13 protein-coding genes are annotated in these 13,443 nt (G+C 47.7%); 4 read left to right on the forward strand and 9 right to left on the reverse strand.

Annotated features, from left to right (window positions below; translation table 11 throughout):
* Window positions 1–5: 5 nt before the first annotated feature.
* The 3 genes from FCU94_RS05730 to cls form a co-directional block, all read right to left on the reverse strand.
* The gene (locus FCU94_RS05730) at window positions 6–941 is read right to left on the reverse strand and encodes an esterase/lipase family protein (RefSeq protein ID WP_176287565.1); all 936 of its coding nucleotides are present in this window, start codon (window positions 939–941) and stop codon (window positions 6–8) included.
* A 181-nt stretch (window positions 942–1,122) separates the two neighbouring features.
* On the reverse strand, window positions 1,123–2,328 hold the full coding sequence (locus FCU94_RS05735) for a cystathionine beta-lyase (protein ID WP_176287566.1): 1,206 nt from the start codon (window positions 2,326–2,328) through the stop codon (window positions 1,123–1,125).
* Window positions 2,329–2,391: 63 nt separating this feature from the next.
* Complete coding sequence (cls, locus tag FCU94_RS05740) at window positions 2,392–3,846, reverse strand: cardiolipin synthase (protein ID WP_176287567.1); 1,455 nt, start codon at window positions 3,844–3,846, stop codon at window positions 2,392–2,394.
* Window positions 3,847–4,211: 365 nt separating this feature from the next.
* Between cls and FCU94_RS05745 the strand changes: the two genes are divergently transcribed.
* From FCU94_RS05745 to FCU94_RS05755, 3 genes are all read left to right on the forward strand, one after another.
* Complete coding sequence (locus FCU94_RS05745; RefSeq protein WP_176287568.1) at window positions 4,212–5,642, forward strand: sodium-dependent transporter; 1,431 nt, start codon at window positions 4,212–4,214, stop codon at window positions 5,640–5,642.
* Between the two features lie 127 nt (window positions 5,643–5,769).
* The gene (locus FCU94_RS05750) at window positions 5,770–6,465 is read left to right on the forward strand and encodes a TIGR01621 family pseudouridine synthase (protein ID WP_176287569.1); all 696 of its coding nucleotides are present in this window, start codon (window positions 5,770–5,772) and stop codon (window positions 6,463–6,465) included.
* Between the two features lie 14 nt (window positions 6,466–6,479).
* Window positions 6,480–7,412: a class I SAM-dependent methyltransferase gene (locus FCU94_RS05755; protein WP_176287621.1), complete on the forward strand. Its 933-nt coding sequence runs from the start codon at window positions 6,480–6,482 to the stop codon at window positions 7,410–7,412.
* Window positions 7,413–7,646: 234 nt separating this feature from the next.
* Here FCU94_RS05755 and FCU94_RS05760 read toward each other — a convergent pair whose 3' ends face one another.
* The 5 genes from FCU94_RS05760 to FCU94_RS05780 form a co-directional block, all read right to left on the reverse strand.
* A complete protein-coding gene (locus FCU94_RS05760; protein WP_176287570.1) occupies window positions 7,647–8,273 on the reverse strand; it encodes a CDP-alcohol phosphatidyltransferase family protein in 627 nt (208 codons plus the stop codon).
* Entirely contained in the window at window positions 8,263–8,913 is a 651-nt protein-coding gene (locus FCU94_RS05765; protein ID WP_176287571.1) for an ATP-binding cassette domain-containing protein, read from the reverse strand. The genes FCU94_RS05760 and FCU94_RS05765 overlap by 11 nt, the downstream gene beginning before the upstream one ends.
* Entirely contained in the window at window positions 8,879–10,588 is a 1,710-nt protein-coding gene (locus FCU94_RS05770) for an ABC transporter permease (protein ID WP_176287572.1), read from the reverse strand. The genes FCU94_RS05765 and FCU94_RS05770 overlap by 35 nt, the downstream gene beginning before the upstream one ends.
* A 10-nt stretch (window positions 10,589–10,598) precedes the next feature.
* Window positions 10,599–11,741, reverse strand: a complete 1,143-nt coding sequence (locus FCU94_RS05775; RefSeq protein WP_176287573.1) for an ABC transporter substrate-binding protein — start codon at window positions 11,739–11,741, stop codon at window positions 10,599–10,601.
* A gap of 200 nt (window positions 11,742–11,941) precedes the next feature.
* Window positions 11,942–12,388: an META domain-containing protein gene (locus FCU94_RS05780; protein WP_176287574.1), complete on the reverse strand. Its 447-nt coding sequence runs from the start codon at window positions 12,386–12,388 to the stop codon at window positions 11,942–11,944.
* Between the two features lie 190 nt (window positions 12,389–12,578).
* Between FCU94_RS05780 and FCU94_RS05785 the strand changes: the two genes are divergently transcribed.
* Window positions 12,579–12,827 (forward strand): DUF1289 domain-containing protein, encoded by a 249-nt coding sequence (locus tag FCU94_RS05785; RefSeq protein ID WP_176287575.1) that lies wholly within the window; start codon window positions 12,579–12,581, stop codon window positions 12,825–12,827.
* Between the two features lie 53 nt (window positions 12,828–12,880).
* On the opposite strand, the gene FCU94_RS05790 is transcribed toward FCU94_RS05785, so the two are convergent.
* Entirely contained in the window at window positions 12,881–13,102 is a 222-nt protein-coding gene (locus FCU94_RS05790) for a hypothetical protein (protein ID WP_176287576.1), read from the reverse strand.
* Between the last annotated feature and the right edge of the window lie 341 nt (window positions 13,103–13,443).

Consider the following 13,443-nt stretch of genomic DNA (forward strand, 5'->3'; position numbering starts at 1 on the left):
AGCCATTACAATCCTTGCTGCTTCAAGCGATTGGCGTGTTGACGATAGAGGGTAACGGGGTCGGTCTCAAAGAGATGATGAATACCGAGTAATCCATTGATCTCATCTAAATGGTTCATTTTGTAGTCATCACGGATGACTTTACCAAGGTGAGTGCTGCACGTTCCTACCAACCCATCATTAGGTTCATCGAACGCGAGACCCAACACCATCATAGCGCCGTCGGTAGGGTCAAGTGCGTTACTAAAGTTCGATGAGCCTGTCCAAGAGTAATAGTACACGTCATTACCAGCGAGCAACTCTCCATCTCCGCACGCGCCAGTGGGGACGCCTTCAGGGTAATATTGGTTGAACGCCAAAGATCCTTCTGTGGTAAGTGCATCCAGTGAGGCGAGGGCATCTTGGTCAAGATCGCTGCCGCCCGATAAAAGGCCAATTAATGAAGTGAGCCCGTTGGCTAGCTTAACGGCGAGACTTTCCAGCCCCGATCCTTGGTCAACACTGCCACGTACAAGATCCGCGACTTTAGAGCCCTTATGTACACCACCTACACTGGTCACTGACGCGACCAAGTCAGGCCTAACGGATGCGACATAGCGAGCGGTAGGACCGCCATGACTATGACCGATCAGGTTAACTTTATCTGCACCTGTTGCCGCAACGAGGGTTTCGACTTGGGCGAGTAGTTGCTCTCCACGCGCCTCAGTGCTATGGGTTGCCGATACTTGTGCCACGTATACCTTGGCCCCATCTATTGTTAGGGCATGAGGAATACCATAGAAGTAGTCGATCCCCGCGAGCTTATCAAAACCAAACAAACCGTGGACCAATACAATCGGATAACGAGTTTGAGTGTAGTTTGCAGCATGAGCTGTAACGGCAAATAGAGGCTGGACGATGAGCAGTGCGCAGCAGAGTAAAAATGAATGGGTGAGTTTCAAGGTAAGCTCCTTCTGGTTGGACCTCTTTTAGTCACTTAACCCTAGAAGAAAATAGTTGGATGGAACAATAGAGAATGGGAATGAAGTGTTAAACAATGATTTGATGCCTAAATTAAACAAAAATCATAAACATAGCATGGATGTAGAGAACCAAGCCTCGCAAAGCGAGGCTTGGTTTCGGTTAAGCTGTGGTGTTTTTTTCGTTCACCAACGCGTTGTAGCGATCGAGGCCTGCGGTCAGATCCGCAATCAGGTCATCGACGTTTTCTAACCCGATGTGAAGGCGAATAAGCGTACCGTCAAAGTTAGGGTTTGCAACACTGCGTAGACTGTTAAAACTCTTCGGCTCATTGGCTAATATCAGGCTCTCAAATCCGCCCCAAGAGTACCCCATACTAAAATGTTTCATACCATCGAGTAGGGCGGTGGTGGCTCTTGGATAACTGGTTTTGAGTACGAAAGAAAACAGGCCATTGCCGCCAGTGAAGTCACGCTCAAAGAACTCATGTCCAGGACAGGTTTCAAGTGCGGGGTGACGAACATGATCCACTTCAGGTCGAGTTTGCAACCATTGCGCGACTTTCAAACTGTTCTCGGCATGCTGGCGCAGACGTACATCTAAAGTACGAATGCCGCGTAAGCCCAAGTAAGCATCATCTGGCGAGACACATTGACCCATAAGGTAACTATGCTCACGCAATTGCTCCCAGTGTGCATCATTTGCTACCGCTGTCCCCAACATGACATCTGAATGACCAACGATGTATTTGGTTGCTGCTTGAATAGAGATATCAACGCCGTGGTCAAATGGTGAGAAATTAACACCAGCAGCCCAAGTATTGTCGAGCATGACGATGATATCGTGCTCGTGAGCCACCGCGGCCATGGCCGGAACATCTTGCACTTCCATGGTAATAGACCCCGGCGACTCTAAGAACAAGACTTTAGTGTTTTCCTGAATGAGATTGCGAATATCTGCGCCAATAGTCGGATCGTAGTAGGTGGTTTCAACCCCCATTTTTTTTAGAATTTTCTCGCAAAAGTCGCGCGTGGGTTCATAACAGGTATCGACCATTAAAATATGGTCACCTGATGCAACGAAAGCTAAGATGGCATTGGATATCGCGGCAGTACCACAAGGGTACAATGCACAGCCTGCGCCGCCTTCAACTTCTGTCATCGCGTCCTGAAAGGCAAAATGAGTATGGGTGCCGCGTCGGCCGTAAAACAAGGTTTTATTTGCTCGGTTCACCGTTGCGTGATGTTTTTCTGCGACCGTATCGAATACCACAGTCGACGCTCTTTGCACCGGTGGATTGACGACCCCATTGGTCCATTTTTTATCACGACCTGCGGTCACATACTTAGTTTGCTTACTGTCTGACATTGGAAGTCCTTATCTATTTCCTTCCCTTATTTAAAACATGGCAAGGTTTGAATAGCAAGGGGATCAGAGTAGTGGGTTAAACAGATAGAACACACGCTCTAAAAAGCGTGAAAATATTGACCGCTGTCTCCACGCGTCCAGCTTCACGGAGTGAGCTTGCTCGATATAGCTCTGTTGCAGCCAGTACATCTCTCTGGTGAAGGCTTGATCATCGATGGCTAACGTCAGTTCGAAGTTAAGCCATAAACTTCTCATATCCATGTTTACCGTGCCAACCAAGCAAAACTCCTTATCAATGACGACTGATTTGGTGTGCAGTAGCCCGCCATAAAACTCATAGATTTTCACGCCTGCAGTCAGCAGCTCACTGTAGAAGGCGCGCGATGCCCATTGCACCATCATAGAGTCATTCTTATGTGGGATAATCAGTTCGACATCAATGCCGCGTTGCGCGGTCATCTTGAGGGTCTCTAATAGGTCGGCGCTTGGGACGAAGTACGGTGTAGTGATTCGTACAGAGTGGTTGGCCTGATTGATCGCCAAGGTCAGCACTTGCGAGATTAAGTGTTCGGGCATACCTGGGCCAGAGGGCACGACTTGCACTGGGTGCTGAGGCTGATCTGGCTCGATACGACACTCAGGTAGCTTAGGGAAAGTACGTGCGCCGGTTTCAACTTCCCAATCCCAACAGTGAATTGCTGACAACACATTGACCGTGGGACCCGTAATTCTGACCATTATGTCTATCCACTGCCCGACGCCAGAGTCTTGCTTAAAATAGGCGGGATCAACGAGGTTCATAGAACCTGTGTAGGCAATGGTTTCATCAATCACGATGATTTTTCGATGTTGGCGTAGATCAAGACGACGTAAAAAAATCCGCCACGGGCTGACCTCCAACGCCTGAACCACTTCGATTCCGGCATTGCGCATCATTATATACCATTCGCTATTGAAAAATCGTGGGCTGCCGGCCGAATCGAGCAGTAGCTTAACACTGACCCCCCGCTTGGACGCCTGAATCAGCGCTGAAGCGACGGAGTCAGCCAAACCGCCAGGATGCCAAATATAGAAAACCATACGAATACTCGACTGAGCGCTTTCGATGTCTTCAATAATCGAGTGGAGAATTTGCTCTGGTGCACTTTGAAGTGACAAAGAGTTTCCAGAGAGCGCGGGTAGACCAAGTCGATTGTTGCACAGTTCATCAATGCGATAGATGTGGCGACCAAAACTCTCGGGTGAGTGTGCATGACAATCATTGAGGTTAGAAAACCACTCGGCGAACGGTGCGAGCATTTCTTTTGCTCGCTCTGCGCGAGTCCGTCCTAGGTTGAGTTCACCAAACAGGAAGTAACAGGCCACACCGACGATTGGAATGATGTAGATGATCATTAGCCAAGCTAAAGAGACGCTCACTGCGCGGCGTTTAAGTACCACACGTATCGTCACGCCCGCGACTAAAATCCAGTATAAGCCGATCCCTGCCAGTGTAAGAAAGTGATAAAACTTTTCCATTCAGTAACCTAGGTAAAAATATGCTCTTCAATCTTAGAACTGACAGACAACAAGAACAAGCACGATTTATTTGGGCACAAGGTAAAGGTCAGGTTGTCTAGAAAAAGAATAATTATGTTATGTGAATGTAAAACGTGGTGTATAGTGGATGTTAAAGGCTAAAAAAGCAGCATTTAAACATAATAATTACAATTGTGATGGGAAAATACACTAAATGGGCTTCCAATTTTAATCTCAAACTGCTTTACTTGCTACAACGTTAGCGTCACTGATAATTTTATTAAGTGTAAAAATAACTATACACCCACTTTTAACGACGCCTAACAGAAGCAAACACAACTTAAAAACGATTTAATGGAGTAACCGTGGCTACAAGTACAAGTGCACAGCCCCGTGATACATGGGGGTCTAAACTAGGCTTCGTCATGGCCGCAGCAGGTTCTGCTGTTGGTTTAGGCAACATATGGAAATTTCCTTACACAGCAGGTGAGAGTGGCGGCGGTGCGTTCGTTGCAATCTACCTAATTTTTGTCATTTTTATCGGCTTTAGCGTCATGCTCACAGAGTTTGCTATTGGTCGTAAGACAGGTCTATCTGCCGTAGGTGCGTTCAAATCAACTGACCGTCGTTGGACGTTTACTGGCGTACTCGGGGTTCTCAGTGGCCTGCTTATCATGGGTTTCTACCCTGTAGTAGGTGGTTGGGCTCTGGCATACATCTTCAAGGTGGGCGGTGGTCTACTAAGCACACCTGAAGCTATCGGTGATAGCTTTGGTGGTTTTATCTCAGACCCAGTTCAACCTCTAATGTGGATGGGTGTTTACCTAGCGTTTAACGTCATTATCGTTATGAAAGGTATTTCAGGCGGTATCGAGAAAGCAGGTAAGATTCTGATGCCACTTCTGTTCCTTATCCTGATCGTGGTATCGGTGAAAGGCCTTATGTTACCAGGCGCGATGGCAGGTCTAGAGTTTCTGTTCATGCCAGATTTCTCTAAAGTAGACAGTAATGTCGTTCTCGCGGCGCTAGGTCAGGCATTCTTCTCACTCAGCTTAGGTATGGGTTGTATGATGACTTACGGCTCTTACCTGAAGAAGAAAGAAAACCTGGTTCAGACTACCGGTATGGTCACTGCAATGGACACGGGTGTCGCCATCCTTGCAGGTGTCGCTATGTTCCCAGCCATGTTCGCATTCGGTATGGAACCTGCGGCGGGTCCTGGTCTGGTCTTCGTCGTTGTGCCTCAGCTCTTCGCTGAAATGGGCGGTGTTATTGGACTTCTATTTGCTCTTATGTTCTTCATCGGTCTGACGGTAGCAGCACTGACATCTTCTGTATCTCTACTAGAAGTTGTCGTGTCTTACCTAATTGATGAGAAAGGCATGAAGCGTCCAACAGCCGTTATTAGCGCGAGCTCAGTGATGGCAGCACTATGTGTGTTTGCATCACTATCGCTAGGTGGCGTTGGTCCAACCCTGTTCGGGACAGGTGTATTCGATATCTTCGACCTACTGACGGATAAAATCTTCCTAGCAGTTGGCGGTATGTTGGTGTGTATCTTTGCGGGCTGGCGTCTATCTCGCGCTGATCTTGAAAAAGAAATCACTAACGACGGCGAAGTATCATTCCCACTATTTGGTCTATGGTACAACCTGGTTAAATATGTCATCCCAGTTGCAATTGCTATTGTTGCCTTCATGGGTATCAAGTCTGGCTTTGATAGCGGTAAAGGTGAAATCATGCTACTAGGTATTGGTATCATCGCGTTGACCGGTATCTTCTCTAAGAAACTGTAAGCTAACAGCTTATGAGATAAGAGCCTTCCTTCGGGAAGGCTTTTTTGTGCCTATGGGTTGATAAAAACCAAACTGGTTTTCAGCGCGAGACAGGGTATACTCTGGCCTCCGAAATGGAGCAAAGTAAATGTTTGATATTTTATACACTCACAGCGACTTTCTCGTGGTGAATAAACACCCCAACGTGTCCGTGCACAAAGACGATGGGGACACCATGTTGTTGCAGGAGGTGGCGAAAGAGAGCGGCGACAAACAGCTCTACTTGATTCATCGCCTAGATAAAATGACTTCGGGACTATTGCTATTGGGCCGAAGTGCACAAGCGGCTCGGGAGTTGAGTGAGCAGTTTGCCGAGCGTAAAGTCGCGAAATTCTATTTGGCAATCGGTGGTAAGAAGCCTAAAAAAAAGCAAGGCTTGATCTGTGGAGATATGGAGCGCTCGCGCCGCTCAAGTTGGAAATTACTCAACCGCAGTCAAAATCCGGCTATGACTCAGTTTTTCTCTTCGGCCTCAGCGCCGGGCGAGCGACTATTTTTATGCAAACCTTTGACGGGTAAAACGCATCAAATTCGCGTAGCGCTTAAATCCGTGGGCTCCGCGATAGTGGGCGACCCCATTTACAACCCCTCTAGTCAGGCCGATCGAGGTTACTTGCACGCATTTGCATTGTGTATTGAATACCAATCTCACACCTATCGCTTTGTCTGCGACCCTCGCAAATCCCCGTCATTTGGTGATAAATGGCATCACGACACCACCAGCCAAGCGATGGATTCTTGGCTTAAACCATGGGAGTTATCATGGCCGACAATATCCAATTAAACTCAGAATATATGATGCAAGCCTCTCAGCTGCCGGTGTTTTTTGAACAGCTAAATCAGCAACTCGCTTTAGCACCGAATGAAGTCCGCCGCTTGTTCCACGGTCGCGGACGCCGTTTTACTGGCCTTGAACAACTGACTTGTGATTGGATTCAAGGCCAGCTGATTGTCAGCGTGTTTAAAGGCGTTGATGACGCATTCATCGCCACTCTGAAGCATGGACTGGCTCAACTCGCCCATTCGACTCTTTGGCAACAGAAACAGGGGCGCTCGATCGTTTTGCAACATCGCTATGCGCAAGGTGCCCCGTCAGAGCTCATTTTTGGTGAGTTGGATAATCGTCCCGTGGTGGAAGAGTCAGGCTTGAAGTATCAGCTCGATATTGGGCGCAACCAAAATTTCGGTCTGTTTCTCGATATGCGTTATGGGCGAGACTGGGTTAAGGCTAACGCCCGCAACAAAAACGTGTTGAATTTATTTGCCTATACATGTGGATTTTCAGTGGCGGCGATTGACGGTGGGGCAGACCAAGTGGTGAACGTCGACATGGCCCGTTCGTCGTTAAACAAAGGGCGTGATAATCACAAGCTTAATCAACATAATCTTAACCAAGTTAAATTTTTGGCTTACGATATTTTTCGTTCGTGGGGCAAAATCAAACGTCTAGGTCAGTACGACTTAGTGATCATCGATCCTCCTTCGTTTCAAAAAGGCAGCTTCGCTTTAACCAAAGACTACAAGCGCATTCTACGTAAACTCCCTGAGCTACTTGCAGAGGGAGGCGAAGTGATCGCTTGTGTCAACTCTCCACAAGTTACCTGCGAGTTCCTTATCGATGGTATGAAAGAAGAAGCACCGACATTGAGCTTTGTCGAGCGCCTCGATAATCCGCCGGAGTTTGCCGATGTCGATAGTGAAGCGGCACTTAAGGTATTGCGATTCAAATAATCAACGCCCAACCGGGCGTTTTTTTGTTATCGGTCTTGACCTGAAGTTAACTTGAGCTTTTATCCTAACTATTAAGTTGAAGGTCAGGAGGACTAGCTATGTATCACACTTATATCAAAACACTGAGCGTAAAAAGCTATCAGCAGTCCGCGCTCAAAACACCAATACATCACACACGTAAACGCTGGGATTTGACGAGTTTCTCTATGGGAATCCTCAGTGCCTTCGCGCTGATTATTCTGTTTTAGAGTTGCCCTGCTTTAGGGTGTGAAAGCCCGAATAGATGCGAGTGAAGGTGGTAAACCAGCAGGCGGCGCCAAAGATAAAAGCGATAGTGGCAAAGTAGTCAGGCAGGAAGCACAACAGCACGAAACAGGCAATAGTCTCGGTTCCCTCCGTTAAACCACTCATGTAGTAGAGCGATTTATGCTGATAGACAGGATTCTCGATCCCTCTCTTACCGGCCATGACGGCGAAGGCCAGAAAGCTACTTCCTGTGCCAATAAAAGAGAAAATTAGAAAGGCTCCGGCAACCGCATTCTGTTCAGGGTTGGCTAAAACAAAACCAAAAGGGACCAGTGAATAGAACAGAAAGTCGAGGCTGATATCGAGAAAGCCGCCCGCATCGGAAATGCCTTGAATTCGGGCCAGCGCACCGTCTAAGCCATCACAGATACGGTTGGCGATAACAAAGCCAAGTGCGAGATTGTACAGCTCAAAGATGAGTGCAGGAAAGGCAAAGCAACCGAGCGCAAAACCAAACAGGGTTGTCTGATTAGCCGTAACACCGCATTTGTCTAACACTTTCGCGGTTTGCGCCAGTGGCCAGCGAATCACTTTAATACTTAGGCTATCGAGCATGGGCAGCCTCCCATGGCCAAGTTAAGCAGCGACTATGCTCAGGAATATCCGTTTCGTCGTGAGTTACCATTAGCGCGGGTATGTTGGCTTGCTTAAGCTGCTCAACCACCCATTGGCGAAATTGAACTCTTAACGCTTTATCAAGCTTACTGAATGGCTCATCCAACAGCGCTAAGTTAGGTTTGGCGAGCAGCATGCGAGTCAAGCTAATACGTGCGCGTTGGCCCCCAGAGATTTGATCAGGGAAGGAGTCTGCGAGCTTAGTCAGCGAGATATTTTTTAGTGCTTGCATAGCTTGTTGTTTACGCTCGGGACCTTTGATGTCGTTAGGTAGAGCAAAAGCGAGGTTTTCCCATACTGTCAGGTGAGGGAACAGCAAGTCGTCTTGAAACAGGATACCGACTTGGCGCTGATGCGAAGGGAGTGAGTCAATCGACTGCTGGTTGAGCGATACAGAGCCGCTGTAGGTAAACTCACTGCTGAGATGCCCCGCGATGGCATCCAGCAAGGTCGATTTACCGCAACCGCTCGGGCCCATCAGAGTGACAATTTCACCTTGCTCAATACTGAGGCTAAGCGCATCAAACAAGGCGTCGCCATTGCTTTTATAGATGGCGAGGTTTTCGAGACAAAGGCTCATTAGGCAGCAATCCTTTAATAGACAACCTACGATACTTAACCTGCATGCGGCTAAGCACAATAGCAATTGAGAAGAATACGAGTGGCAGCAATGCTTGCCACAACGCGTATATAGCCGTTACACGACGGTCGAAGCCACTCGAAAGCGCGACCGCTTCGGTGGTGATGGTACTGATTCGGCCTGCGCCCAATACCAAGGTCGGTAGGTACTGCGCCAAACTGACACTGATACCAATCGCCCAAGCAAACATCACCGCTGGCAGTAAGATCGGAAGCTTTACTTGCCGCCATACCTGAAATGGACTTTTGCCTAGACTAAGACCAACCCGGGTTAAACCATTATCGAAACTACGCCAAGGTCCATCAAGTGACAGATAAACGTAGGGAAATGCAAAGAAAACGTGCGCCCAGCAGACCCAAAAAAGGTAAGCACCACTGTTGATATAGAGGGTCGTCACCTGAATGCCAAACAGTACCGACAACTGTGGGATGAGCATAGGAATAGCAATGATGTAACCAGGGATTGACCAGCGATGGCGCAGACGGTACTCATGGGCGGCTAAAGCGAGTAACAGGGCGATGGTTGCGCTGATCACAGCGATGAGTAAGCTTTGATTTAGAGTACTGAGTATGCCGTCCCATTCATAGTGCCAGAAACGTACGCTGTATTGACTAGGTAACAGGTCGGGAAACCGCCAGCGCTGGGCGAAGCTCCAAACAATCAAAAGTGGAACCGTGAGTAAGCTCAGCAGCAACACTAGGTTGAAGATGGATTGACCCGGTAGAGCAAAACCAGAGCGTCCGGAGTATTGCCAGTATCGAACGACTTTGGTGACAAGCCATTCAACCAGACGGGCAAACGCTATAACAAGGCTGGCTAATAGAAACAGTACTGTTGCAGCGGCAGCAGCACGAGGTAGCATGGCCAAATCCGGCTCATTGAACCACTGCCAGATCAGCACTGCAAAAGTGGGTGGGTTGGTTGGCCCAATAATGAGTGCGACGTCTACCACGGACAGGCTGTATGCGATAACCGCCAACATCGGGAAGCGCAATTTTGCGAACCATTGGGGAAAAATACACTTCCACCATGTTTGCACTCGGCTATAGCCAAGTGATGCTGTCACTTTTTCTGTTTGTGTTACCTTAAGTTGCTGCAAAATTGGAATGCTCATTAGCAGCAAAAACGGCACCTCCTTGATGGCTAGCATCACGACTAGGCCTAATGCATACGGGTCCTTGACCACAAGCGCTAAATCAGCGACGGATTGTGCATTGGCATCGTAGCCAAACAGGTGATAGAGCGAACGGGCAACGAGCCCTGTTGGTGAAAACAGAAAGGCAAAGCCAATAGCAAAGGCCACATGCGGCATGGCGAGTAGCGGCGAAAGTGTCAACTCGACTCTGCGCCAAAATGGGTGATGCCAAGTCGCGAGTAATATTGCAAAGGTAGCAAAACAAGCTAAGTAGCTACTTAATAGAGCGGAAAACAGCGTCAAACCAACAGAGTGCCATACTCCCTGCCAAGCAAAGAGTGACTCAAAACCGGCAAGAGAAAAGCTCTCTAGCCCAATGGGAGGAATATAACCAAACGCTGCGACTACCACTCCGGCCAGTCCCGGAATGGTAGGTAGGATACAGATCACAATGATCAGGACATAGATCGCGTATAACATCTAATCGCTTCTAGTTTCCGTAGCGCTTTAGCCACTCTTGCTCAAGGGCGTTCTGCCAGCTTGGATGTGGCTCAGCGATAGATTTAAACTGCTGAGTATTCTTAGCGCTTCCTGTCAGATATTTGCTACTTAATACTGATGGGTCACCCCAAACGCTGGTATCCCCTTTGCGAGATTGCGCTTCTGGGCTGAGTAAGAAGTTGATCGCGACTTGTGCACCAGAACTGGCGTTGGCATTCCAAGGGATGGCTAAGAAGTGGATATTAGACAGTGCGCCGTTATCCATAGCATACACCTGAGTCGAGTTGGCCAGATTGCCATTGGCTTGCGCTGAATACACGGCGTTTGGGTTGAAGGTGATCGCGAGATCTAGCTGTCCATCATCGAGCAATTGGATCGACTCAGCGGTGCCTGATGGAAACTGCTGACCGCCGCGCCAAGCCACTTTGTGGAACTCGTCGAGATATTGCCAGAGAGGTTGGGTGATGATCGCAAAGCTATTGTCATCCACAGGTTGCATCAGCGACGCATCGTTGTCGGTCAGTTCTATCAACAGGGCTTTAAGAAAGCTAGTGCCATGGAATTCAGGTGGGCGCGGGTAGCTAAGACGGTTTGGGAACGCTTTAGCGTAGCTGAGCATTTCACTAAAAGAGTTTGGTGGGTTGTTGAGCTTTAGCTTGTCGTGAATGAATACGAGTTGTCCCACTCCCCAAGGCGCTTCTAATCCTTCGGTTGGTTCAGAGAAATCAACGTCAATAGGTAAGGTTTTATCGACGTATTGCCAGTTAGGCAGGCGCGTAGTGAAGGGGCCAAACAACAACTGATTGTCTTTCATGGACTTAAAGTTTTCGCCGTTGATCCAAACCATGTCAACGCTACCACCACTGTTTTTACCCGCTGCTTTTTCTGCGATAAGGCGAGTGGTGGTCTCAGCGATGTCGGTCACCTTGACGTGTTGTAGAGTCACACCATATCGGCTCTGAAGTTGCCCATTTGCCCACTGAAGATAGCGGTTGATCTCTTGGCTGCCTCCCCACGCATGGAAGTAAACCGTTTGTCCTTTTGCCTGCTCGAGCGTTTGTTGCCAAGTGTCGGCAGCGAATGACGAGATGGAAATGAGTATTGATGAAAATAAAGTGATCAGCCTTGTCATAATGGTCCCTGTTCGTTGAATAGTAATATCGGCCAGATACTCAGACCGGAACAAATCAAGTATTCATTCATTATGACTGAAAAAAGAGAGGTTTATTATATATTTGAAGTATTTGTCGTTGGACCGTGTAAAAAGTGGCTAACAGAAAGTAAACAGCAGCCGAGAAGGCTGCTGTTTAGATTTAATGACTAAGTATCTGGTTAGTTTTTCCAGTCATTAAGCTTGAACGTCAGAGTATGAACATCGCTCTTAAGGGTCAACGTATCTTTGGTTAGCGTCATATCGCTCCAGTCTGATAGTGTTTGAGAGAAGGCTTGTTCAACGTCCATTACATCACCAATACACATCTTCATCGTCATGCCCATTTTTTCGATACGGAACTGATTGTCTTTAAGCTCTGCCTGACCGAAGAAGTTGTTACATCCAGCACTACCGTTAGCGGTCATTTTCTCACCCACTTCAAGACGTGGGGCCTTTCGCTTTGCAGACAACTCAAGCGGTGTGCCATCGATGCTTACTAACTCCCAGTTGTGATGCTGGAGGTCTTGCGCTGTGATTTGAGGTGCTCCGTCACCATTAGATGTACAGGCTGTCACAACCCAAGGAAGAGTCATTGCTGCAAGTAAAGTTTTTGGGCTAAGCTTCATAGAGTTTACTCCACACTATTATTAAGTGAGCCATTTCAGATGGCATTGATGACAGCAGTATAGTGAAGAATAGGTGGTTTTTGTCAGCACTGAGTCATAGTTTGGCGTGTATCACACATTAAAACTTATTGATAAACAAAATGTTATATAGTTTTGACCCGGCGATTTGTTTTATGTAGCGAGGAGAAACGTGGAGCAATTAGAGTTTTTTACCGTCCCCAGCCCCTGTGTTGGCGTTTGTACAGTGGATGACAAAGGCTACTGCAGAGGGTGTATGCGCAAGCGAGAAGAGCGCTTCAATTGGCTTAACATGACACCAGCACAGCAGTTGCATGTGATTAAACTGTGTCGCCAGCGCTACTTGCGTAAAATGAGAAAAGCGCAAACCCCAGACCATGACTCAAGGCCAATCAACGACCCTCAGCAAGAGCTTTTTTGAACTCATCTTTTCCAACTTGGCTTTGGAACGCTAGCGACCAAATAAAAGGCAAGCTACTTCATTCCCCAACGGTCGCTCACCCAACCGCCTGCACTTTCATCAAAATGCGCGCCAGAGAAACGGTGATTGACTTCGTTACTACGTTCATTCTTCGGCTTATTGTCGAGTAAATTCTGGATATAGTTGGCCATCGGATCACCGCTGTGCAGTCGTTGCTGTCGAGTCGCCACCTCTTTAATCAGTTGCAGACGGTATGAGTTGCTTGCGCGTTTCATTCGGTGATCCTCTTTGTTATGACACTAATATGAAAAGTTAGAAGTTGAACCGGAAAGCGTCAATTCAAAGTTGGTTAAAAAATGCACTATTCTGATTGTTAAGACGGGCGCAATGTGTCAAGCATGGTACTGAGTAAATCGTATCCTTCTGATTTTATGTTGGTCGAACTAGGAGCAGATGTAATCGCGGTGACACAAAAAATTCATAGAAGAGTAAAGAACCGACACGCCTGACTTGAAGTGTCGTTACACACTGAAGTGAACAATAGGCAAGTAGGTTGGGGAATAGAGCGAGAGAGACGGAAAGGTTAAAAAACAAAAAACCTTGCGTTAGCAAGGTT

It is taken from the genome of Vibrio sp. JPW-9-11-11 (assembly GCF_013369335.1).
Classification (GTDB): Bacteria; Pseudomonadota; Gammaproteobacteria; order Enterobacterales; family Vibrionaceae; genus Vibrio.

What these genes read in the sequence shown, in the direction of transcription:
- FCU94_RS05735 (WP_176287566.1), bottom strand. Translation starts at nt 2,328, where the DNA reads ATGTCAGACAGTAAGCAAACTAAGTATGTGACCGCAGGTCGTGATAAA.
- cls (WP_176287567.1), bottom strand. Translation starts at nt 3,846, where the DNA reads ATGGAAAAGTTTTATCACTTTCTTACACTGGCAGGGATCGGCTTATAC.
- FCU94_RS05750 (WP_176287569.1), top strand. Translation starts at nt 5,770, where the DNA reads ATGTTTGATATTTTATACACTCACAGCGACTTTCTCGTGGTGAATAAA.
- FCU94_RS05755 (WP_176287621.1), top strand. Translation starts at nt 6,480, where the DNA reads ATGCAAGCCTCTCAGCTGCCGGTGTTTTTTGAACAGCTAAATCAGCAA.
- FCU94_RS05760 (WP_176287570.1), bottom strand. Translation starts at nt 8,273, where the DNA reads ATGCTCGATAGCCTAAGTATTAAAGTGATTCGCTGGCCACTGGCGCAA.
- FCU94_RS05765 (WP_176287571.1), bottom strand. Translation starts at nt 8,913, where the DNA reads ATGAGCCTTTGTCTCGAAAACCTCGCCATCTATAAAAGCAATGGCGAC.
- FCU94_RS05770 (WP_176287572.1), bottom strand. Translation starts at nt 10,588, where the DNA reads ATGTTATACGCGATCTATGTCCTGATCATTGTGATCTGTATCCTACCT.
- FCU94_RS05775 (WP_176287573.1), bottom strand. Translation starts at nt 11,741, where the DNA reads ATGACAAGGCTGATCACTTTATTTTCATCAATACTCATTTCCATCTCG.
- FCU94_RS05780 (WP_176287574.1), bottom strand. Translation starts at nt 12,388, where the DNA reads ATGAAGCTTAGCCCAAAAACTTTACTTGCAGCAATGACTCTTCCTTGG.
- FCU94_RS05790 (WP_176287576.1), bottom strand. Translation starts at nt 13,102, where the DNA reads ATGAAACGCGCAAGCAACTCATACCGTCTGCAACTGATTAAAGAGGTG.